Annotated in this window: 17 protein-coding genes; 11 read left to right on the top strand and 6 right to left on the bottom strand. The window is 41.0% G+C overall.

Annotated elements, in window-relative coordinates; translation table 11 throughout:
* A complete protein-coding gene (locus tag AABI99_RS02555) occupies window positions 1–2,313 on the bottom strand; it encodes a flagellar hook-length control protein FliK (protein WP_338363108.1) in 2,313 nt (770 codons plus the stop codon).
* Window positions 2,314–2,426: 113 nt separating this feature from the next.
* Between AABI99_RS02555 and ccmA the strand changes: the two genes are divergently transcribed.
* The 10 genes from ccmA to AABI99_RS02605 are packed head-to-tail and all read left to right on the top strand — an operon-like array spanning window position 2,427 to window position 10,142.
* Window positions 2,427–3,047: a cytochrome c biogenesis heme-transporting ATPase CcmA gene (gene ccmA / locus AABI99_RS02560; protein ID WP_338363109.1), complete on the top strand. Its 621-nt coding sequence runs from the start codon at window positions 2,427–2,429 to the stop codon at window positions 3,045–3,047.
* A complete protein-coding gene (ccmB, locus tag AABI99_RS02565; protein ID WP_338363110.1) occupies window positions 3,047–3,733 on the top strand; it encodes a heme exporter protein CcmB in 687 nt (228 codons plus the stop codon). Before ccmA ends, ccmB begins: the two co-directional genes overlap by 1 nt.
* Window position 3,734: 1 nt before the next feature.
* On the top strand, window positions 3,735–4,472 hold the full coding sequence (locus tag AABI99_RS02570) for a heme ABC transporter permease (RefSeq protein WP_338363111.1): 738 nt from the start codon (window positions 3,735–3,737) through the stop codon (window positions 4,470–4,472).
* Between the two features lie 3 nt (window positions 4,473–4,475).
* Window positions 4,476–4,679 (top strand): heme exporter protein CcmD, encoded by a 204-nt coding sequence (gene ccmD / locus AABI99_RS02575; protein ID WP_338363112.1) that lies wholly within the window; start codon window positions 4,476–4,478, stop codon window positions 4,677–4,679.
* Window positions 4,676–5,155, top strand: coding sequence for a cytochrome c maturation protein CcmE (gene ccmE / locus AABI99_RS02580; RefSeq protein ID WP_338363113.1), 480 nt, complete (start codon window positions 4,676–4,678; stop codon window positions 5,153–5,155). The genes ccmD and ccmE overlap by 4 nt, the downstream gene beginning before the upstream one ends.
* 1 nt (window position 5,156) lies before the next feature.
* Window positions 5,157–7,121 (top strand): heme lyase CcmF/NrfE family subunit, encoded by a 1,965-nt coding sequence (locus AABI99_RS02585; RefSeq protein WP_338363114.1) that lies wholly within the window; start codon window positions 5,157–5,159, stop codon window positions 7,119–7,121.
* On the top strand, window positions 7,121–7,690 hold the full coding sequence (locus AABI99_RS02590; RefSeq protein ID WP_338363115.1) for a redoxin family protein: 570 nt from the start codon (window positions 7,121–7,123) through the stop codon (window positions 7,688–7,690). The genes AABI99_RS02585 and AABI99_RS02590 overlap by 1 nt, the downstream gene beginning before the upstream one ends.
* Window positions 7,690–8,151 carry a cytochrome c-type biogenesis protein gene (locus tag AABI99_RS02595; protein WP_338363116.1) on the top strand — a complete coding sequence of 154 codons (462 nt, stop codon included), beginning with the start codon at window positions 7,690–7,692 and terminating at the stop codon, window positions 8,149–8,151. Before AABI99_RS02590 ends, AABI99_RS02595 begins: the two co-directional genes overlap by 1 nt.
* Window positions 8,151–9,401, top strand: a complete 1,251-nt coding sequence (gene ccmI, locus AABI99_RS02600) for a c-type cytochrome biogenesis protein CcmI (RefSeq protein ID WP_338363117.1) — start codon at window positions 8,151–8,153, stop codon at window positions 9,399–9,401. Before AABI99_RS02595 ends, ccmI begins: the two co-directional genes overlap by 1 nt.
* 9 nt (window positions 9,402–9,410) lie before the next feature.
* A complete protein-coding gene (locus tag AABI99_RS02605; RefSeq protein WP_138540836.1) occupies window positions 9,411–10,142 on the top strand; it encodes a VacJ family lipoprotein in 732 nt (243 codons plus the stop codon).
* A 79-nt stretch (window positions 10,143–10,221) separates the two neighbouring features.
* On the opposite strand, the gene AABI99_RS02610 is transcribed toward AABI99_RS02605, so the two are convergent.
* Window positions 10,222–11,445, bottom strand: a complete 1,224-nt coding sequence (locus AABI99_RS02610; protein WP_338363118.1) for an HDOD domain-containing protein — start codon at window positions 11,443–11,445, stop codon at window positions 10,222–10,224.
* Window positions 11,446–11,779: 334 nt separating this feature from the next.
* On the opposite strand from AABI99_RS02610, the gene putP reads away from it, so the two are divergent.
* Window positions 11,780–13,258, top strand: a complete 1,479-nt coding sequence (putP, locus tag AABI99_RS02615; protein ID WP_338363119.1) for a sodium/proline symporter PutP — start codon at window positions 11,780–11,782, stop codon at window positions 13,256–13,258.
* Between the two features lie 87 nt (window positions 13,259–13,345).
* Here putP and fahA read toward each other — a convergent pair whose 3' ends face one another.
* The 4 genes from fahA to AABI99_RS02635 all read right to left on the bottom strand — a co-directional run bounded on the left by fahA (window position 13,346) and on the right by AABI99_RS02635 (window position 20,520).
* Window positions 13,346–14,659 (bottom strand): fumarylacetoacetase, encoded by a 1,314-nt coding sequence (gene fahA, locus AABI99_RS02620; protein ID WP_338363120.1) that lies wholly within the window; start codon window positions 14,657–14,659, stop codon window positions 13,346–13,348.
* Between the two features lie 130 nt (window positions 14,660–14,789).
* Complete coding sequence (gene hppD, locus AABI99_RS02625; RefSeq protein WP_338363121.1) at window positions 14,790–15,836, bottom strand: 4-hydroxyphenylpyruvate dioxygenase; 1,047 nt, start codon at window positions 15,834–15,836, stop codon at window positions 14,790–14,792.
* Window positions 15,837–16,141: 305 nt separating this feature from the next.
* On the bottom strand, window positions 16,142–18,889 hold the full coding sequence (locus tag AABI99_RS02630) for a metallophosphoesterase (protein ID WP_338363122.1): 2,748 nt from the start codon (window positions 18,887–18,889) through the stop codon (window positions 16,142–16,144).
* A gap of 143 nt (window positions 18,890–19,032) precedes the next feature.
* On the bottom strand, window positions 19,033–20,520 hold the full coding sequence (locus AABI99_RS02635; RefSeq protein ID WP_338363123.1) for a peptide MFS transporter: 1,488 nt from the start codon (window positions 20,518–20,520) through the stop codon (window positions 19,033–19,035).
* Window positions 20,521–20,698: the final 178 nt, after the last annotated feature.

Consider the following 20,698-nt stretch of genomic DNA (forward strand, 5'->3'; position numbering starts at 1 on the left):
TTAAACCTTAATATTTATAATGGCATGCGATTGATAAAACGCTTGATGACTCGCATCTGCGCGCTTTAAGTTTAGCTCGCCTACTTGCAAGCCATGCTGAGCCAATTTAGCTCTGAGGCTGTCTAAGTGAGAGTGAGCCAGTGTGCTTACTTCTTGGCTAGAGGCAAGCAGCTGGCAATCGAGTGCTTTGTCCATAAGCTCAGCCACTATTTGTAATTGCCCTTGCTGTGCATAATCAAAGTTTAATCTAACAAACCACACGTTTTTTTCTGTTTTATTGACACTGGCCTTTTTATATTGCCCTATAGTGATTTCTGTTTGTCCCGCTTCAGGCGGAAGTTTCATCGGAAATAAAAATTGTGCTAGCGGATTTGTGTCGCTTTGTTGGTTTGGCGTAGTTACTTGTACTTGGCTAAGGGTATTTTTAACTTGTAGCAGTTCTGGGGCAAGCTCTTGTATTTGTGTTTGTTGAAGTTGCTCTAATAGTTTATCAGCGCCATTACCTACTTTAAAAGTAGGTAAAAGCACGTTAAGTAGGGCATCTACGCCTGTGTGGTTATTAAACGTTAGCGAAGTACTCGATTGGCTTATTATTGGCGCCGCTAAAATAGTAACCGCAAGTTGCTCAAGCCCTTTTGTAAAGCTACTTTGTAGTGTGTCATTTGGCGTAGTAAGCGGTTGTAAGGTACTTACAAGCTCTCGCTGTATAGTGGCTGGGTGCACATTAGTACTAGAGACCATTCTATTAAAAGCCTGATTTACTAGACGCTTTAGATCAGGTGTATTTTCTGTCGCTTTACTTGCTAGGTCAGAAATTAGGCTACTTAACAGGGCTTTAGGGTTAGAGGCACTATTTGGCTGTTCACTTTCTGTAGGCAAATTTAAAAGCGAGGTTAAAAGTTTAGCCTCTGTGGGTTGTAATTGTTGACTAGGTGCGGTGTTAAAAAGCGAGCGAGATAAACTGTGTTGTTTCAGGCCATTTACCTGTGAAGCTGTGGCATTTAGTGTTTTTAAACTCAGTGGAACAGAAAAGTTGACTTGCTCACTTACATTTGTTGGTTGGGCGCTCACTGCTTGCGGCTGAACCATGTTATTTGTTGATTGCCATAACGACACACTCGCCTTTAATTGCTGGGTCATTTGCACTAAAGGAGGAAGTTGTGCAAAGTGTTTAGCCAAGGGGCTGTTAGGAGTAAAAGAATGATTAGCCACTTCTGCGGTTATATTTAGCTTGCTTAAGTTAGGGGTTGTTAATGTGTTTATTTGCGAAAGCGCTCTATTTACATCAAGCTTAGCTTGCTCAGCCTGCAAAGAGGGCGTTTTACTCATAAAGGGTTTGTTTTCAAAGTATTTAACGGCATCGTTAATTCGCGTTTTTAAATCACTAAAGCTGGTTTGCAGCCATGACTTGATAGGGCTTTGAGCACTTAACTGCGGACTTGTTTTATCAGCGGGGGGGGTAACTACATTTTGCTGCTGTGATAAAACTAAGTCGGTAAAGGGTTTACTAAAAGAGTTGTTAAGTGCGACTTGCATTTTAGGTAAGTTAGTTTTAATGAGTAACTTACCTGCTTGATGAGTGATATTTACTGCCACGGGTTTGCTGGGCAGTTCACTGAGCTGTTGATTAGTTATTGGGGTCGTGAACGAACCACTATGCTGGGGATGCGAAATAATGGCTAATTTTGGCGTTGCTTTTAGCTGTGCACTGGGTAGCAAGTGAGTCAAAAGCTGATTCATTTTAGTTTGGCTGAGAGCTTGGGTGTGCACAGTATCGGCAAAACGGTTTATAACATTTATGTGTGCGCCTTTATTGGTTGTATTAATAAGTACCTGTAAGGGCTGCTCGGTATTTAAAAGATTTGCGGTTTGTTTATTAATTGCAATATTTGCATTAAGGTTCGGAATTACAAGCTGCGGTGACGGCGAGAGCTGTACATTGACTGGCAAGGGTTTACTTTGTATTTCACTACCGGTACTAACATAATTTAAAAAACGTTGCAGCTGAGGGGCATTGCTAAGTGTAATACTGGTATTGTTAGGCGTTATAGTTAGTTGCTTACCGTCTGCGCTAAGCTGTATGTTAGCACTTGCTATTTTATCTGTATGTTGAGGGGCATTCGTAACCCCTAAGCGCAATGTCTGCCACTTTTTATTAATTAACACATCGAGTGTTACCACTGATTTCGAAAACTGTATATTTTTAGCCGCAAGTACCTGCTCGGGTAATTCTACTAATTCGTCCGAAGAGGTTGGAGCACTTTGGTTATTAACCAATGAATTAGATAATGTGATTTGCGTTGGATTATTCATTATTTTAAATCAAGTTTTCGCTAATTTTCGTGAATCGATTTTAAAGCAATATTCGTATTACCCTATCATTATGGTAGACTAACGCCTAATTTTTGGCATAGAGAAACGTCATCTTGTTACACATTAAGTCCGTCACCTGCATCAAGCAAGAACGTTGTTTGTTTGCGGATCTTAATTTTAGCCTAAATAGCGGTCAAATCATGCAATTAGCGGGTCCTAATGGGGCTGGCAAAACATCATTATTGCGTATCGTCGCAGGTTTTAGTGTGCCTGATGAAGGCGCTATTTTTTATAATCAGCAAGCAATTAGTCAGCATTATGAAGAGTATGCGCGCGAGTTGCTATTTATTGGTCATAAAACAGGTGTCAATGTACAGCTCAGTGCACTGGAAAACTTACAGTATTGGTTACACATTAATGGCTACACAAACGGGCCTGACTTGTATCCACTTTTAGCCAAGCTTGGCTTAGTGGGTCTTGAAGATGTACCTGTAAGAATGCTCTCTGCCGGGCAGCAGCGTCGTGTTGCATTGGTACGGTTATGGTTAAGCGATGCAAAGCTGTGGATATTGGATGAGCCATTTACTGCGCTTGATAAAAGTGGAGTCGCTTTTTTACAACAACGTTTTTCTGAGCATTTAAAAAGTGGTGGCGCTATTTTACTGACCACTCACCAAGACTTAACAACCCAGTTTGATAACCTGCAGACCGTAACCTTGGAGTATCGCCACTAATGACTCGTCAACATTCATATTGGCTGCTGTTTCGTGCGGTATTTAGTAAAGATGTAAAGCTTGCGTTTCGCCAGCGAGCTGAAATTATCAATCCTATCTTATTTTTTCTTATAGTAATTTCTTTGTTTCCGTTAGCAATTGGCCCAGAGCCGGGTCTACTAGCACGTATGGCTCCAGGAATTATTTGGGTGGCCGCGTTGCTCTCTACCATGCTTGGGCTCGATAAATTGTTTAGAGATGATTATAACGATGGATCATTGGAGCAGCTAATTGCTTCATCATACCCTTTATCGCTCACTGTGATGGCTAAAGTCGCTGCGCACTGGGTTGTTACGGGGTTGCCACTTGTATTAATGACACCGTTATTTGCTTTATTGCTTAATTTAGAGAGCTCTGCACTGTTAGCGACCGTATTAACATTATTATTAGGCACCCCACTGTTAAGTTTTATTGGCGCAATTGGGGCTGGCCTTACTGTAGGGTTACAAAAAGGGGGCATATTAATGAGCCTATTAGTGTTGCCTTTGTACATTCCTGTTTTAATTTTTGCAACGTCGGCTATTGATACCAGTACTATGACGCTGGATTATAGCGGACAGCTTGCCATTCTTGGGGCCATGTTAGTAGTTGCTATTATGTGTGCTCCCATCGCCATATCGTCAGCATTAAAAGTGAGTGTAAGTTAATATGTGGAAGTGGTTACATCCCTACGCAAAAGCAGAACGAGCGTACCAGTTATGCAATACGTTACTGCCTTATTTTGCCGTTGTTACAGTTATAAGTATGCTTGTTGGTTGGGTCTGGGGCTTAGGCTTTGCGCCAGCAGATTACCAGCAAAAAGACAGCTATCGTATTATTTTCATTCATGTACCTTCGGCAATTTTGTCTATGGGCGCATATTCATCTATGGCTATTGCGGCCATAGTTGCTCTAGTTTGGCAATTGCGAAACGCTGAGTTAGCGGTTATTGCTATTGCGCCAGTGGGGGCGTGTGTAACAGCTATTGCCTTAATTACGGGGGCTGCATGGGGCAAACCTATGTGGGGAGCTTGGTGGGTGTGGGATGCACGTTTAACCTCTGAGCTTATTTTATTATTTTTATATTTAGGTGTACTTTCGCTTTATCATGCATTTGAAGATAAAAAAGCAGCGGGGCGTGCTGCGTCAATTCTAGCTATTGTTGGAGTGATTAACTTACCTATAATCCACTATTCGGTTGAGTGGTGGAACACCTTGCACCAAGGGGCAACAATCACAAAGTTTGATACTAAAGCCATTGACCCTAGTATGTTTTGGCCACTCATGGTGAATATTTTATCGTTTGCCGCCTTTGTTGGTACTGTGACGTTAATTCGCCTTAAAAATGAAATTTTACAACGTGAAAAGCATCGACCTTGGGTTCGAGCCTTGTTAAATAAGGGGTAAATTATGCAGTTTGACTCTTTTTCTGATTTTATTGCTATGGGAGGTTACGGGTTTTATGTGTGGCTTTCTTTTGGTACATGCGCCTTAATTCTGTTAGGCATTTTATTTAGCTCTTTGCGTGATACAAAACGTATTATGGCCTCGGTAGAGCAGCAAGTTGCGCGCGAAGCGCGTATTAAAAAAGCAAAGCAGGAACCACTTTCATGAACCCAAGACGTAAAAAACGCCTATTGGCTATCATTGCAGTGTTGTTTGGTATTGGTGCCACTGTAGGTTTAGTGCTTTATGCACTTCAAGAAAATATTAATTTATTTTATACACCAAGCGAATTAATAGAGGGCAAAGGCCCAGATAAAGAAAAACCGCAAATAGGGCAAAAGCTGCGAATTGGCGGTATGGTTGTTCCAGGCTCTGTGGTTCGAAATGAACAAAGCTTGCAAGTCAGCTTTAAGCTGGTTGATAACGGGCCATTGGTTACCATTAAATACCAAGGCATTTTGCCAGATCTATTTCGTGAAGGACAAGGTATTGTAGCGCAGGGGGTACTTATAGAACCAAACGTGATTGAAGCGTTTGAAGTACTGGCCAAGCATGATGAAGAGTATATGCCAGCGGAAGTTGCTGAAGCCGTGAAAGGAATTAAACACGAAAAACCCAAATACAATTTAGATAGCGGTAGCTAATATGATCCCAGAACTTGGTTATTTTTCTTTAACGCTTGCCATGGTGCTAAGCGTGTTACTGTGTATTTTTCCACTGTGGGGCGCGCATACCGGTAACCTTCGTTTAATGCGTGCAGCCCCATCGCTAGCTGTTGGGCAATTTGCATTTGTATTACTTTCGTTCGCGGCCCTTGTTTATGCCAGCTTAACAGATGATTTTACTGTTTCGTATGTTGCTTATCATTCAAGCAGCACCTTGCCTTGGTATTATAAAATCACCTCGACATGGGGTGGGCACGAAGGAGCCATTTTACTATGGCTTGTAATGCAAGCTGGGTGGACCGCGGTTGTTGCTATGCGCTCTAAATCATTACCTTGGGTATTGCGTGCACGTGTTTTAGGTGTGCTTGGCTTTTTGGGTGTGGGCTTTATGATGTACACACTCTTACTTTCAAGTCCGTTTGAGCGCTTACTGCCGTATTTCCCTGTTGAAGGGCGTGATTTAAATCCGCTATTGCAAGACCCCGGTATGATCATTCATCCGCCGTTACTTTACATGGGGTATGTAGGTTTATCGGTTGCTTTTTCTTTTGCCATTGCTGCACTTTTAACAGGCAAGCTTGATAACACGTGGGCTAAATGGTCACGCCCATGGACGATGACTGCTTGGGGGTTTTTGAGTTTAGGAATAACCATAGGTAGCTGGTGGGCATACTCTGAGCTTGGCTGGGGTGGCTGGTGGTTTTGGGATCCGGTAGAAAACGCATCGCTTATGCCTTGGCTTGTTGCTACGGCTTTATTGCATTCATTGAGCGTAACAGAAAAGCGCGGCGTGTTTAAATCGTGGACTGTGCTACTTGCTATCGCTGCATTTTCTCTAAGCTTATTAGGCACCTTTATTGTTCGCTCAGGTATTATTGTATCGGTGCATGCGTTTGCTACCGACCCTGATAGAGGGTTATTTATTCTCGCCTTTTTAGCTATTGTAGTTGGTGGTGGCTTATCATTATACGCGTTGCGTGTATCGCAAGTTAAAAGTGAGGGGCGTTACAAGTTTGTGTCACGCGAAGTGTCGTTATGGCTTAATAACATCTTTTTGGTGGTAGCCACATTAATTGTTCTTTTAGGTACATTACTACCTATGGTGCATAAAGAAATGGGTCTTGGCAGTATTTCTATTGGCGAACCGTTTTTTAATAAAATGTTTGCCATTTTATTAGTGCCATTTGCCATTTTAATGGGGATAGGGCCATTTTTACGTTGGAAGCAAAACAAGTGGGCAGCTTTACAAAATAAAGTATTAATGGGTGTATTGATAAGTGTGGTTATTACCTGCACGTGGTTATTCTCAAGTTACGATGTAGTTAAGCCACTCACATTACTTGCTACTACTTTGGGTGTATGGATTGCTGTTTCAACGGCAATTGATTTATACGCAAAGGCCTCTGTGCACAGCACGCTAAAAGAAGGTATTAAACGGTTAGGTGTCAGTTACTGGGCCATGGTGCTTGGGCATGTTGGCTTAGCATTTGTTATTGCAGGCGTTACGCTGACTTCAGCTTACTCGGTTGAACGCGATGTATCGATGAAACAAGGCGATATTGCCACGCTTAACCAATACGAATACCGATTTGATGGTGTTAAAGCTATACGCGGCCCTAACTACAGTGGGCATGCAGGTGTCGTGTCGGTATTTAATAACGATAAGCTAGTGACTGAGCTGCACGCAGAAAAGCGCAAATACGATATTGGTATGCAGTTTATGACTGAAGCAGCAATTGATGCTGGCTTTACTCGCGACCTCTATTTAGCGCTTGGTGAGCAATTGAGTAAAGGAGCATGGTCATTGCGCATTTATCATAAACCTTACGTTCGCTGGATGTGGATAGGCGGTGTGCTTATATCGCTTGCAGGGTTTATGATTTTATTTGATAAACGCTACCGTGCATCAGCAAGTAGACGTAAAAAAGCGTTGGAGAATGCATAATGAACCGTAAAGTTTTAGCTTTAGCACCGTTATTAATATTCGTATTTTTATGTGTTTTCTTGTATCAAGGCTTGTTTGCTAACCCTCGCGAGCTACAAACAGGACGGATTGGGCAAACAATGCCTGCATTTAATCTGCCTGATTTAATGCAAGATGATAAACGCTGGACAGATGAAAACCTTAAAGGTGAAGTTTACTTGCTTAATGTGTGGGGAACATGGTGCCCAACATGCTTGGTGGAGCTGGGTTATTTGACAAAGCTGCGTGAGCAAGGGGTAAAAATTATTGGTTTGTATTATGTACAAGGTTATGACGCTGATTTTGATGGCCCATTTGATATGCAAGCCTTGCGCACTGATGTAACCGATATGCTTGGTCGTGCTGGTGACCCGTATCAATTTAATATTTTAGACTTGCACCGTACCCTGTCACTTGATTTAGGTGTATCAGGTGCCCCTGAAACATTTTTAGTAGATAAAACAGGTAAAATTTTATTGCATCATACAGGGGACATAAACCCGCGAGTATGGCGTGCTAAATTTGCCCCTGTTATGCAGGAGCTAAATTAATGCGAGTGTTTTTATTAACCCTGAGCTTTTTTATAAGTATGGCCGTTTATGCTGAGCAGGATCGCTACCAATTTGATAATAATCAACAAGCTGTGCGCTTTGAAGAGTTAACCAAAGAGCTCAGATGCCCAAAATGCCAAAACCAAAATATTGCAGACTCTGATGCCATTGTTGCAAAAGATTTACGCGATAAGGTCCTCGCGCTAGTAAAAGAAGGTAAAACAAAAGACGAAGTTATCGATTACATGATCGACAGGTACGGTTATTTTGTTCATTACGATCCGCCTGTAACACCAGCCACGTTAGTGCTTTGGGTTTTGCCTGTGCTTATTGTTATTTTGGGTTTTGGTTTTATTGTAATTCGCCAACGAAAGGCGTCAGTTAAACAAGCCTGGAACAGTAATGATGAAGCAAAACTTGCTAAGTTAATTGCAGAAAATAAACGTCAGGAGCAAAATTAATGATTTTAATGTGGGCGTGTTTTGCTTTACTCACACTAATTGCACTGGCTTTTATTATGTTGCCTTTTTTAAAAAAAGAGCGCGTGCAAACCATTACTCACAATGCTAATGCAGAATTGATCAGCATTTACGAGCAGCGTTTAGTTGAGCTGCAAAACGATTTAGACAACCAGCGTATTGATGCGCAAAGTCATAGTGAATCGGTTATTGAGTTAAAACGTCGTTTATTGAACGAGCTATCACCGGAAAAATCGCTGAATAGCAAAGGTAATAACCGTATTTTTGCTTTAACTGGTGCGGCATTTTTATTAGCCCTCACCGGCGTTTTTTACACCTTTACAGGGAGTCAGCAACAAATAGCTGCATGGTATGATGCAATGGATAACCTTGCCGATTATGGCGAGCGTGCGGTAATGCAAAAAGGTGAACCTCTAACCCAAAATGAGTTGCAAGCCTTTGCTTTAGCACTGCGTACTAAGCTTAGTGAATCAGGGGATGACGAAGTTGCGTGGATGTTGCTCGGGCGTGTAGCTATGTCATTAAACGAATTTGATATGGCGCAGCAGTCGTTTGATAAAGCTCTTAGAATGAATCCTGATAATATGCAGGTATTAATTAGCTACAGCCAAGTCTTATTACTTGAAGGTAGCGAAGAGAACATGACACGTGCAGCGAGTATGTTATCTAAAGTACTCAAAGTCGAGCCAACGAACCTTGATGCAATTTCTTTATTGGCACTTATAGCCTATGAGCGAAAGGATTGGCCGCAAGCAAAGGCTGCCTTTGAAGTGTTGCTTGCAAGCATGGATAAAAGTGATACCCGTTATGCAATGATCTCTAAGCGTATTACTGATATAGAGCAGCAAATGCAGAATGAAGGGTCTGTCATGCCGATATCGGCTAAAGAGGCTATTAGTGTTACAGTGAGTATAGCGCCCGAACTTGTTAAAAAGCTGCCAGCTCAAGGGACTTTATTTATTTTTGCTAAGGCTGCTCAAGGCTCGCCAATGCCATTAGCGGTTATAAAATTAGCTGAGTATAGCTTTCCACTAACGGTACAACTTAGCGATGCTAATTCGATGGTGGATGGGTTAAACTTATCAAGTGCTAAAGAAATTGTAATTACAGCGCGGATTTCTGTCGATGAGTCAGTTATGCCAAGCAGTGGTGAGTTAGAGGGACGCTCTGAGGCACTACAACGCGAAAACCTAAGTGACTACCAACTTCAAATAGATACATTGATACCTTAAGGACATTAGATGTTAAAGCATAGTTTTACTTTTTTATGTTTATTGGTGCTAGCCGGGTGTGCACAAGTACCAGAAAACAAAGTTGATGAGCGCGACCCGCTACAGAGCATTAACCGTCCATTGTATGACTTTAATATGGATATTCTTGATGCCTATATTTTACGCCCTGTAGCTGTAGGGTATGTAGAAGTGACCCCTGTACCTGTGCGCAATGGTATTGTTAACTTTACCGATAATATTAGTGCCCCTGTTGATATGATAAACGCGGGGCTGCAAGGCAAGGCAGGCAATGCAGGCGTGAGTTTAGCGCGTTTTTTAGTTAACTCTACGGTAGGCGTATTTGGTATTTTTGATGTTGCAAGCTCATTAGGACTTGAGCTTGTAGATGAAGATTTTGGTCAAACATTGGGTGTGTGGGGCGTTGGTGATGGTGCGTACATTATGTTGCCGGCAATGGGGCCAACGACTGCACGTAACTTAACGGGTGATGTGGTTGATAACTTTGTGTTACCAGAAATAGCCCTGACTACACCGCAAACTATTTTAGTGTTTGCACTTAAAGCGGTAGAAGCACGTGCGGCACTTATCCCGCAAGAAGGCCTACTTAATGACTCTCTTGACCCGTATTTGTTTGTTAAAGATATATACTTTCAGCGCCAGCTTTATGAGCTATATGACGGCAATCCACCAATTAAAGAAGAGCCTGAAGACTTTGATGAAGACTTTTTAGAAAGCTTATAAATAGCAGTCATAAAAATGCCAGCAATTGCTGGCATTTTTATGTGTATTTTGAGCTTAAATAAACGGCTATTGATCTGTATTATTCTTTAACCATCAGCTGCATTTGCTCATTTACCCAAGCTAAAGATTCGTGGTAAGCATCGGCCACTTCTCCCCCTAGGTTTAATTCTTTTGCGATGGTATTTGCCGCTTCCCAATCTGCATGCTCATAATATTTAACTAAATTTAGGTATTTAGCGAGTAAGCCCTCGCCATTTAATAGCGCAGCTTTTATCTCTGTAGAAAGCGGAAGCTTTTGCATAACGCTTTCCATGCTTTCATCTAAAATTGCGTCCATAAGCGACATCATGCCCGTTAAAAAGGCCATACCCGTGTCTTTGAATTGCCCGTGTGAAATAGCGAGGAGTTCGCCAAACCGTGCACGAGTTAGTGATAGCCTAATAAGCTCTACGGGTTTATCAGCAGAAACTTGCGCTGCAAATAATAAAGAGAGTAGTTTTTTAATTTCATTAGCGCCAAGAACAATAAGTGCTTGTTTAATTGTATTTATTTCAGCTCTGCGTGCAAATGCAGCTGAGTTTGAATAACGCAATAGCTTGTAGGATAGATTTACGTCACGTTCAAATACATCGGTAATCTTTTTGAGATCCATTTCTACTGATGAGGTTTCGTAAAGCAACTCCGCTAAAGCCATTTCTGATGGCGGTAACGCCTTGCTTTGCACCATTTCAGGCTTTGAAAAAAAGAACCCTTGGAAATACTCAAACCCAAGTTCAAGCGCTAAATTATAAGCTTCATAGGTTTCTACCTTTTCAGCTAAAAGCTTAATGTTAGGGTAGGCTTTAATATCGTTAATTATAGTTTTTATTGCGCTTTCATCCGTAGTTAAAAAGTCTATTTTTAAAATATCAATAAACGGATAAAAATGACGCCACACGGGTTGATGGATGTAGTCATCAAGAGCTAGAGTGTACCCTTTTTCTTTTAAATCTTTAACAAGAGCCAGTAAGCGCTTACCAGGTTGTACTGTTTCTAGGATTTCTACCACGACGGTTTCTTTACCTAACATAGTCGGGTAGCCTTTTTGCAAGGTCTCAAGGGTGAAGTTAATATAGGCAGGTTTGTTACCTGTTAAGTCCTCAAAACCAAAATTAAACTGACTTCCTTCTATTAATTTCGTCGTTGCTTCATTACCATCTATATTAGGAAATACATTATCAACGCCATCACGAAATAATAACTCGTAACCAACAAGCTCCTTTTCGCGGTCTAAAATAGGTTGACGTGCAGCATAAAAATACATAAATAGTTCCGTACAAATTAATAATAAATAGCAATGGCTATAATATATGGGAAAACACTCTAAATAGCATTAGGTAATTATTATTGATTTAATGAATTGTTATTAAAAATTAGCTATATATGTAAATAAATTTACCATATATCGGGTTTTTGAGGGTTAAATAGTCAATAAGGCTGTTTTTTGTTCACTTCAGTGTAACAAGTTGGAGTTATTACCTTTAAGCATGATATAGTCAGGACGGATGGTTTTTACCCCAATAGTGTCTTTATTCTAATATTTTAAGAGTCATTATTAGGGTTAAAAGCCTGTTTTATACAATTTTGTGGAGGCGAATTTGGAAACAGGAATGATTATTTCACTGGCATTGTATTTCATAGTCATGCTTGGCATTGGGCTTTATGCATACAAACAGTCTACAAGTGATGTATCGGGTTATATGTTAGGTGGGCGTAGCTTATCTCCAAGTGTAGCTGCTTTGTCTGCTGGTGCGTCAGATATGAGCGGGTGGATTTTAATGGGTTTACCCGGCGCTATGTTCGTTACTGGTTTTAGTAGTACATGGATAGCAATAGGCTTAGTTATCGGTGCTTGGTTAAACTACTTATTAGTTGCCCCTCGCTTGCGCGTTTATACAGAAAAAGCAAGTGATTCGATCACAATCCCAGACTATTTCTCTAATCGTTTTAATGATAAATCAAACCTTCTACGCGTAGTGTCTGCTGTTGTAATTATCGTGTTCTTTACACTTTATACTTCGTCAGGTGTTGTAGCAGGCGGTAAATTGTTCGAAAGCTCGTTTGGCTTAAGCTACGAAATGGGGTTATACATTACAACTGGTGTTGTGGTTTTATATACTTTATTTGGTGGTTTTTTAGCGGTTAGCTTAACTGACTTTGTACAAGGCTGTATTATGTTTATTGCCCTGATACTTGTACCAACAGTTGCATACTCTTTACTAGAACAACCTTTAGAATCAACCCTTAATAGTGTTAATCCAGATATGCTTGATTGGATAGGTGCGGGCTCTGCATTAGGCATTATTTCAGCAATGGCATGGGGCTTAGGTTACTTTGGCCAACCTCATATTATCGTACGTTTTATGTCAGTGCGTAGTGTGAGTGACATGCCAACGGCGCGCCGTATCGGTATGAGCTGGATGATAGTTGCCGCGATTGGTGCTGTAGGTACTGGTTTGTTTGGTGCCGCTTACACGTACGAAAACAACATTGTTGTTGACGACCCTGAAACTATTTTCTTGATTCTTTCTGAATTGTTATTCCACCCACTAATTGCGGGCTTCTTATTAGCGGCTATTTTAGCTGCAATTATGAGTACGATTTCTTCACAGTTGCTAGTAAGCTCAAGTTCATTAACAGAAGACTTTTACAAAACGTTCTTACGTAAAGAAGCAAGCGACACAGAGCTTGTCACTGTAGGACGTATCAGCGTAGCGGCAGTTGCCTTGTGTGCAATTTATTTAGCATATGATAGAGACAGCTCTATATTAAGCTTAGTAAGTAACGCTTGGGCAGGTTTTGGTGCCGCATTTGGTCCACTTGTTTTGTTTAGTCTTTACTGGAAACGTATGAACTTTGAAGGTGCGTTAGCTGGTATGGTTGTTGGTGCAGGTACTGTGCTGTTTTGGATTTACTCACCATTTACGATTGATGGGCAAAGCTTAAGTAGTTACATGTACGAGATAGTGCCTGGCTTTATTTTAGCAAGTATTGCAATTGTTGTTGTAAGCTTAGCGACGAAAGAGCCTGCAGAGAATATTACAACGCAATTTGATGAAGTGGAAAAAGAGCTTTAATCAACGCGCAGTTAAGATACGAAAAAGCCACCTAGTTTAACTAGGTGGCTTTTTTATTTACTGTATTTTGCCTTGAAATGTGTTTGTTTATTTAGCGGGTAATACAGTACTTTCTACGCTACCAAACCCAATACGGGCAAAGCCTTCTTTTTCACACCAGCCACGCATAATGACATTGTCGCCATCTTCTAAAAAGCTACGTTGCTCGCCGTTGCTTAGGGTTATTTTTTCCTTACCACCACGAGAAAGCTCTAGTAAAGAGCCTGCTTCTTCATGTGTAGGGCCTGACTGCGTGCCAGAGCCAAGCATATCACCTGGCATGAAGTTACAGCCATTTACTGTATGATGAGTCACCATTTGCGCGACAGTCCAGTATGAATGTTTAAAGCTTGACGCAGAAACCTGCGTAGGCTGATGATTTTCATCTCGCATTTTTTGAGTTTGAATTTTGACATCCATCTGAATATCAAACGCACCTTGCTCGCGATTAGCAGCAGACTCTAGGTACGGCATTGGTTGCGGATCGTTTTCATCACGTGTCCAAGCCGTTCTAAAAGGTGCCAGCGCTTCAATGGTGACAATCCATGGTGATACGGTTGATGCAAAGTTTTTAGCTAAAAACGGGCCCAATGGTTGGTATTCCCATGCCTGTAAATCTCGCGCTGACCAATCGTTAAAAACACAAAAACCAAAGACATGGTTTTCAGCGTTTTCAATGGCAATAGCATCACCAAGCGGATTGCCTTTACCTAAGTAAATACCAAGCTCTAGTTCGTAATCTAGGCGTTTACATGGGCCAAATGACGGGGTATCCGCGTCGGGCGCTTTAGTTTGGCCTTTAGGGCGATGAAACATTTGCCCCGATACATCAATAGATGAAGAGCGACCATGATAGCCAATCGGCACCCATTTATAGTTTGGTAAAAGCGGGTTATCTGGTCTAAACAAACTCCCTACAGCTGTGGCATGGTAAATAGAGGTATAAAAGTCAGTATAATCACCAATACGGCACGGCAACGAAAATTCTATATCAGCTTGAGGTATTAACGTGCTTTGTATTTCACTTTGTTGCTGTGCACCTTCACGAAGTGCCTTTGAAAGTGCTAAACGCAGTGCTGACCAGTATTGCTGGCCTAGTCCCATAAATGTATTAAGTGTTGACTCGCTTGCTGCATCAAGGGCTGTTTTGGCATCACCAGTAAAAATGTTTAAATGGCTTAACTTTGCTAAATCAATAACTTGATCGCCAATAGCAACCCCGCCTCTAAATTCTTCACTGGTGTTTTTAGTACGAAACTCAGCAAAAGGTAAATTTTGAATCGGGAAATCACAGCCTTCAATATTAGCCGACTTCACCCAGCTTGTGAGATTAATGTCATGGGTTTCGTTAATTTGGCTCATTACGTATCCTTTTGATTTGATGTGAGGTGCATGCCTTTATTTAAGCATACTTGTATCTTGCACCCTACTTTTTAAATATTAAAACGACAAAAAGCAGCGAAGATCGCTGCTTTTAATTTACTCAAAAAAGTTATAAAACGCCGCGGCGCTCTTGGTCCCGCTCAATTGACTCAAATAAGGCTTGGAAATTACCTTCACCAAAACCACCGTCATCTACACGCTGGATCATTTCGATAAAAATTGGTCCAAATAGGTTTTTCGAGAAAATTTGTAACAGGTAGCAATCTTCACTTTGGCTATCGACTAATATTTGGTGCTCGCGAATTTTTTCTTTGTCTTCTTTAACCCACGGTACACGGTCAAAAATAGTGTCGTAGTACTCAGGAATAATATCTAAAGTAGCAATAGTTGATTTATCTAGTTTATCAAGTGAGCTTACTAAATCGTCAGTTAAAAACGCGAGATGTTGTACACCTGGACCATTATATTCGCCTAAGTACTCATCAATTTGGTTGTTGTTATTGCCTTTACCTTCATTAATAGGAATTGAGAAGGTGCCACAGGGTGATTTAAGTGCATATGACAGTAAGGCTGTTTTTTGCCCTTTAATATCGAAATAGCGTACTTCTGTAAAACCAAACACGTCTTTGTAAAAGTTTGCCCATGTTTCCATAGTGCCTTTATAAACGTTATTAGTTAAGTGATCTATGCGTATAAAGCCTTTATCTTCAACTTTATTGGGTGATGATAAATCTTCAAAGTCAGACTCATAAATAGACCCTTTATCACCAAATTGTTCAATAAAGTAAATTAGGCTGTCGCCAATACCGTAAATTGCGGGATAAGGTAAGTCTTTATGGGTTGAATCGGTTGCGGGTTTTGCACCCCGTGCTACAGCGGTTTCAAATGCATGCTGTGCATCGTTTACGCGCCAACCCATAGAGCAAATTGCTGGGCCATGACTTTTTGCAAATTCAGCAGAAAAACCTTCGCGCTCATTGTTTAGTAAAAAGTGAATGTCGTTTTGGTTGTAGTAGACAATATCTTTGCCTTTAAATTGTTTTAATTTTGAAAAACCAAAATCAGTAAACACTTTATCCATGTAGTCTGCATCAGGTGTTGCGTATTCAGTAAACTCAATACCAACTAAACCTAGTGGATTATTTGCTTCACTCATTTTTATTACTCCTGCAATAAATATTGCTACTGCGATTAAGTTGTTGTCGTGTTGGGACAGATAATCAACTAGATTTCAGATTTGGGGAAGAGGTGAGAGATATTTAGCAAAAAGCGATACTGTAAATTAAATAAGACGTTCACTTAAAAGGTGCTTTTTTACATTACGTTTTAATTGGTCTAATGAGCAAAAAGCGCTAGTTGTGCGTGCTTTATTTTATTAAGTTATTGTTTAATAGTAATAAAAAAGAGGCTTTAAATAATTTAAGCCTCTTTTTAATAATGTGCTACAAAATATTTTTGTATTTAATTGTTTACACTTTGTGTGCTCTTGTTAAAAAATAGGTTGCGTTGTTTTATCCATGCATTGGTTTTTATTGGTGGAGCGGCTTGATAATGTCGTTCAATAGTTTGATTTAGTTCACGGGTGGCAGGCTCAAATGTAAGCTTTGATTGCGCGCTACCCATGCTCTTTATTTCGTCTCTGCTTAACGCACGGCCAGCATACAAAAGGGCGTTTAGATAACCGGGAACTGTTTCAAAGTTGTTATCTGTAAAGAGTAAAACAGATGACGTTAATGCCCAGGTGTTATTTATTTCACCGTCCTCTTTAACACCAGCAAGCTCGCCGTCAATGTACACTTCAAAAACTCCATTACTGGGGGCGGTATAAAATACAAGCGCGACTCTGTGCCAGCTTTCGGGTTCTGTTTGTCCAAAATAGCCACTGTCACTAGTTGATTTACCGTATCCACCTGATGGATCGATGAAAATGTCGGCATCATCAGTAAGGTAATCTTGTGTGTTTGCTTGCATGATAGCGCGATAAATATCTTTGCCTTCGGCGGGCCAATATAAGTCCATCACTAATGTGTAGTCAGAGACCATGCCTTCACTTGCATAATCACCATTGGCAGGTGTATTTAATGTAATAGATAATCCTTCAGTAGGCGCATGACGTGAAAATGCCATTACTCCAGAGCTGCCATCAGAAAAATCTGCAATACCGAGTGACTGTGTTGTACTATATAGTGTTTCATCGGGGCCCCAGTTGGTTTGTTCTGGATCAAAATAGCTCAATACAGAAGGGCCATAGTCTGGAGTTAAAGGGCTATCTGCATTGTCAAAATTCCACACGGTGATGTTATCTTGTCCATTACATGAAAACAGTTGATTATCAGTATCTAGGTATAGGCACTGGCTCGTTCTAAAGCGTGCGTATTGATCAAGCAACCACCAAGCTTCGCCAATGGCCTCTACATTAGAAAATGTTACCCCATTAAAAAATAACTCAGGATTAAGTGCTGCGCCCTTAAATAGGGCAACCTGATAGGTGCTAGCTGCTTGTATGTCATCTGGTTTTAGTAAAAACCAATCTGGCTGACTGGCAAACATGCTGGTTAAATCACTGCCAGTCACTGTTACGCTATATAACGAATTAAAGCCGGGAGTGTTAGAGGGCTGGCGCTCAACATAGTAGGCTTTATGAAAGTCTTCTTGGGTTAATGTCCCAGGCGTCCAGCGGGTTTGCACTAATTCAGGGTTGAGTAAAGCAGCTGTTATATCGCTTGAATGGGCTGCAGCTAACGCGGTTATCTCAGCAAGCTCTACACTACTTGGGTAGTTCTCTGAAATAGCAATTTCGGTATTTGCATCGGGAGCATAACGTCCCATAATTTCATCAATCGCAAGTTTGGTTTGTTCGTCTCGTTCACTAATGTTGTCAGTTTCAATGGTGCTGTAATCTATCGTTGGCGATGTTTTGTCTTGCAAATTAAAGGTAAGGGTAACATCAGTGATCCCTTTGGCATAAAAGTCAGGTTGAATAACCACTGCGCCGTTCTCTAGCGTGTTATAACTTTCTCCACCATGAGTATGCCCGCCTAGTACTAAATCAATACCGTTTACATCGGTTGCCATATCAATGTCTAACCCTTCACCTAAATGACTTAGCATTAGCATATAGTCAACCTCGTCTTGATATTGGTTTACTATACTTTGCGCAATTTGTTGCCATTGCCAGCTCATTTTAAATTGTTTGATAAAATCAGGAATAGGTTCGTCATTTATTGGTTCATCTAACTCGTTCCACGGTACAGATGTCATGCCAAATACACCCAAAGTGATACAACCTACCTGTACTTTAGCAAACCCTACAGCGGCAAAATCTTGCAATTGTTGACCCTCATAGCGCGTGTTACTGGCAAGTACAATGGCGTTATCATCTTGTGAGTAGCTTAATAATTTTTCAGGGCCCCATGCATAGTCGTGGTTTCCTACAACACGCAAATCAAATTGCATGGCTTTTATAGCCTCTTCTGTGGCACTACCTTGAGACAGCTGTTCAGCTACTGTGCCTTTTTCATAATCATCCCCGCCATTGGTAAATAGCGTGTGTGGCGTTTGTGTAAGTGCTTGATTGTAGTAGGCCTTTATACGGCTAAAGTACTGCTCCTCATAACCAAATCGGGCGTGCAAGTCAGCAACATGTATAAATCTGACGGACTGCTCTGTAGCTGCTGCATCACATTGCGGACCGATAGTTGCAAAGGCTTCATTACGCTGCATCATAATAGCGAAAGTACCTAAGGTAGATACCTGTGCGCTTACAAACCCATCCTCAACAACAGAGTTATCAATAATTACCCAGCTGTCGCCTGATTGCTTGGCAATATAAAGCTGACCGCCTAACTGGTAATCATCTGGTATTTTTATAGTAAGGGTTATAGGGGTTGAAAATGAAAGCGTACTGGGTGTGAGCGTGTGTATGTCGGAGATAATATTCAGTGCTGCGCTACTTTCATCTAAAAGCTGAGATTCGTGCGTAAGTGCTGTGTTTTGCGAAATAGCATTAGCAGGAATGGCTAACTGAAAGTTCCCTTCTTCTAAAGTTGCTTCTAAACCCGTACTGGCAGAAACTGTTAATTCGCTCGGCTCTGGCTCAACGGGATCGTTAGGATTAATTGTCACTTGATCATCTGAACCACCACAGGCAGATAAAAGTAGAATACTTAAGATTAAAAACAGTGGGCGAGATAAAGTTAACAAGTGCATGTACTACGTCCCTGAGACTAGTTAAAAATTAGTCAGCAGATAATAGCAGTTTACAGCGTGGCGACCTAGGAATTTGATAAAATTTCCCCCATTAGGGTATGGGGGAAATATTAATAAGAATGCGTGTATTTAAACGAGCACAATTAGGCTTCTTCTAAGCCTTGTTTTTCCCATATTTTAGCTTTAAAGCTCATCAGCACTAAAACAATACCTACGCCAATGCTAAACAAGGCAATTTGTAAGTATAAGTTAGGGATTTCTTGAACGTTATTTGGATCAAAGTTACCAGCAAGGATACCTGAAATAACATTACCAATAGAGTAAGTTAAAACAAATACACCCATTAACTGACCAGTATAGCGACGAGGTGATAATTTACTTACTGCGCTTAATGCAACAGGGCTTAAGCATAACTCACCAACGGTGTGTAAAAAGTAAGTAGTAACAAGCCAGTATGGTGCTACTTTTAAACCTTCGGCTGCGTAATGAGCGGCCATAAACATAACTAAAAAGCCAGTCGCCATAATAATTAAGCCCAGGGCACATTTAACGCTGTAAGTAGGCGAAATCATTCTCTTTGAAAGGTTTATCCAAAGCGCAGCAAAAAACGGTGATAAAACAATAATGAAAATTGAGTTTAAAGATTGAAACCACGTAGTTGGAATTTCAAAAGTACCAATAAGACGGTCTGTGTAATCACGAGCAAATAAGTTAAGTGAAGAACCCGCTTGCTCAAAACCAGACCAAAAACATGCCGAAGCAACACACACTAAAAAGAGTGCCCACATTCTTTGTTTTTCTTCACCAGTTAACTTACCTTTAAAGTAAATAAGGCCAAAATAGACAAAGAAAATAATTGTAAACACAACGGCTGTGTAGCCAGCTACAACCGATGGGTTGATAATAATGGTACCCGTCATAGCCGCGATAGTAACACCAGCAATAACTGCAACAAACAATGCAATGGCACCCCAAGTACGCGATGCACCTTTAGCACTTAATGGGTTAGCAGGTAACGCACTGTGATCAGGTAGATTATTGAGAGTAAGTTTATATTGGACTAAGCCAATTGCCATACCTACCGCTGCAGCACCAAATGCCCAGTGCCAGCCTACATTTTCCATAAAGTAACCACATACGTAGTAACCAATTAAAGAACCTAAGTTAATACCCATGTAGTATATAGCGTAACCGCCATCACGGCGCTCATCAGCATCGCTGTATAATTGGCCTACCATCGCGCTGATATTTGGTTTTAGTAAACCAGTACCCGTCGCTACAAAAATTAAACCAATAAAGAATGAATACTCATGAGGTACAGCCAAGATAATATGGCCACACATAATAATGATACCGCCGTACCACACGGCTTTTTGGCCGCCGAATAATCTATCTGCTAGCCACCCACCAGGTAAGCCTAAGAAATAAACTGCGCCCGTGTATAAACCGTAAATTGCAGCCGCTGATGCAACAGTGAAGCCTAAGCCTTCTTGCTGTAAGCTTGCCGTCATAAACAATACGAGCATCGCTCGCATGCCGTAGTAACTCATTCGTTCCCACATTTCAGTGAAAAACAATGTCGAAAGTCCTTTAGGGTGGCCAAACCAACCACTATCTGGAGCTGAACTCATATTTACTTCCTAACTTTAAGAATTGTTGTAATGGCCTTATAGTTTTTTGCTTTAGCTGTTTTGTGCCTGAGGCACTAAACGCTCGACCATCTGTCTATTATTTGTAGCTAAGATAATGATTTGCTAAATGGCAGTAACACCACAAGGTAAGAGGCACACCCTTATCCTAGTTACAATT

Source organism: uncultured Pseudoalteromonas sp. (genome assembly GCF_963922945.1).
GTDB lineage: Bacteria > Pseudomonadota > Gammaproteobacteria > Enterobacterales > Alteromonadaceae > Pseudoalteromonas.

Bases quoted from the DNA above. Each gene is read 5' to 3' on its own strand.
- ccmI (WP_338363117.1), top strand. From the start codon at position 8,151: ATGATTTTAATGTGGGCGTGTTTTGCTTTACTCACACTAATTGCACTG.
- fahA (WP_338363120.1), bottom strand. From the start codon at position 14,659: ATGAGCCAAATTAACGAAACCCATGACATTAATCTCACAAGCTGGGTG.
- AABI99_RS02605 (WP_138540836.1), top strand. From the start codon at position 9,411: ATGTTAAAGCATAGTTTTACTTTTTTATGTTTATTGGTGCTAGCCGGG.
- AABI99_RS02630 (WP_338363122.1), bottom strand. From the start codon at position 18,889: ATGCACTTGTTAACTTTATCTCGCCCACTGTTTTTAATCTTAAGTATT.
- AABI99_RS02585 (WP_338363114.1), top strand. From the start codon at position 5,157: ATGATCCCAGAACTTGGTTATTTTTCTTTAACGCTTGCCATGGTGCTA.
- ccmB (WP_338363110.1), top strand. From the start codon at position 3,047: ATGACTCGTCAACATTCATATTGGCTGCTGTTTCGTGCGGTATTTAGT.
- ccmD (WP_338363112.1), top strand. From the start codon at position 4,476: ATGCAGTTTGACTCTTTTTCTGATTTTATTGCTATGGGAGGTTACGGG.
- AABI99_RS02635 (WP_338363123.1), bottom strand. From the start codon at position 20,520: ATGAGTTCAGCTCCAGATAGTGGTTGGTTTGGCCACCCTAAAGGACTT.
- hppD (WP_338363121.1), bottom strand. From the start codon at position 15,836: ATGAGTGAAGCAAATAATCCACTAGGTTTAGTTGGTATTGAGTTTACT.
- AABI99_RS02610 (WP_338363118.1), bottom strand. From the start codon at position 11,445: ATGTATTTTTATGCTGCACGTCAACCTATTTTAGACCGCGAAAAGGAG.
- AABI99_RS02590 (WP_338363115.1), top strand. From the start codon at position 7,121: ATGAACCGTAAAGTTTTAGCTTTAGCACCGTTATTAATATTCGTATTT.
- ccmE (WP_338363113.1), top strand. From the start codon at position 4,676: ATGAACCCAAGACGTAAAAAACGCCTATTGGCTATCATTGCAGTGTTG.
- AABI99_RS02555 (WP_338363108.1), bottom strand. From the start codon at position 2,313: ATGAATAATCCAACGCAAATCACATTATCTAATTCATTGGTTAATAAC.
- AABI99_RS02570 (WP_338363111.1), top strand. From the start codon at position 3,735: ATGTGGAAGTGGTTACATCCCTACGCAAAAGCAGAACGAGCGTACCAG.
- AABI99_RS02595 (WP_338363116.1), top strand. From the start codon at position 7,690: ATGCGAGTGTTTTTATTAACCCTGAGCTTTTTTATAAGTATGGCCGTT.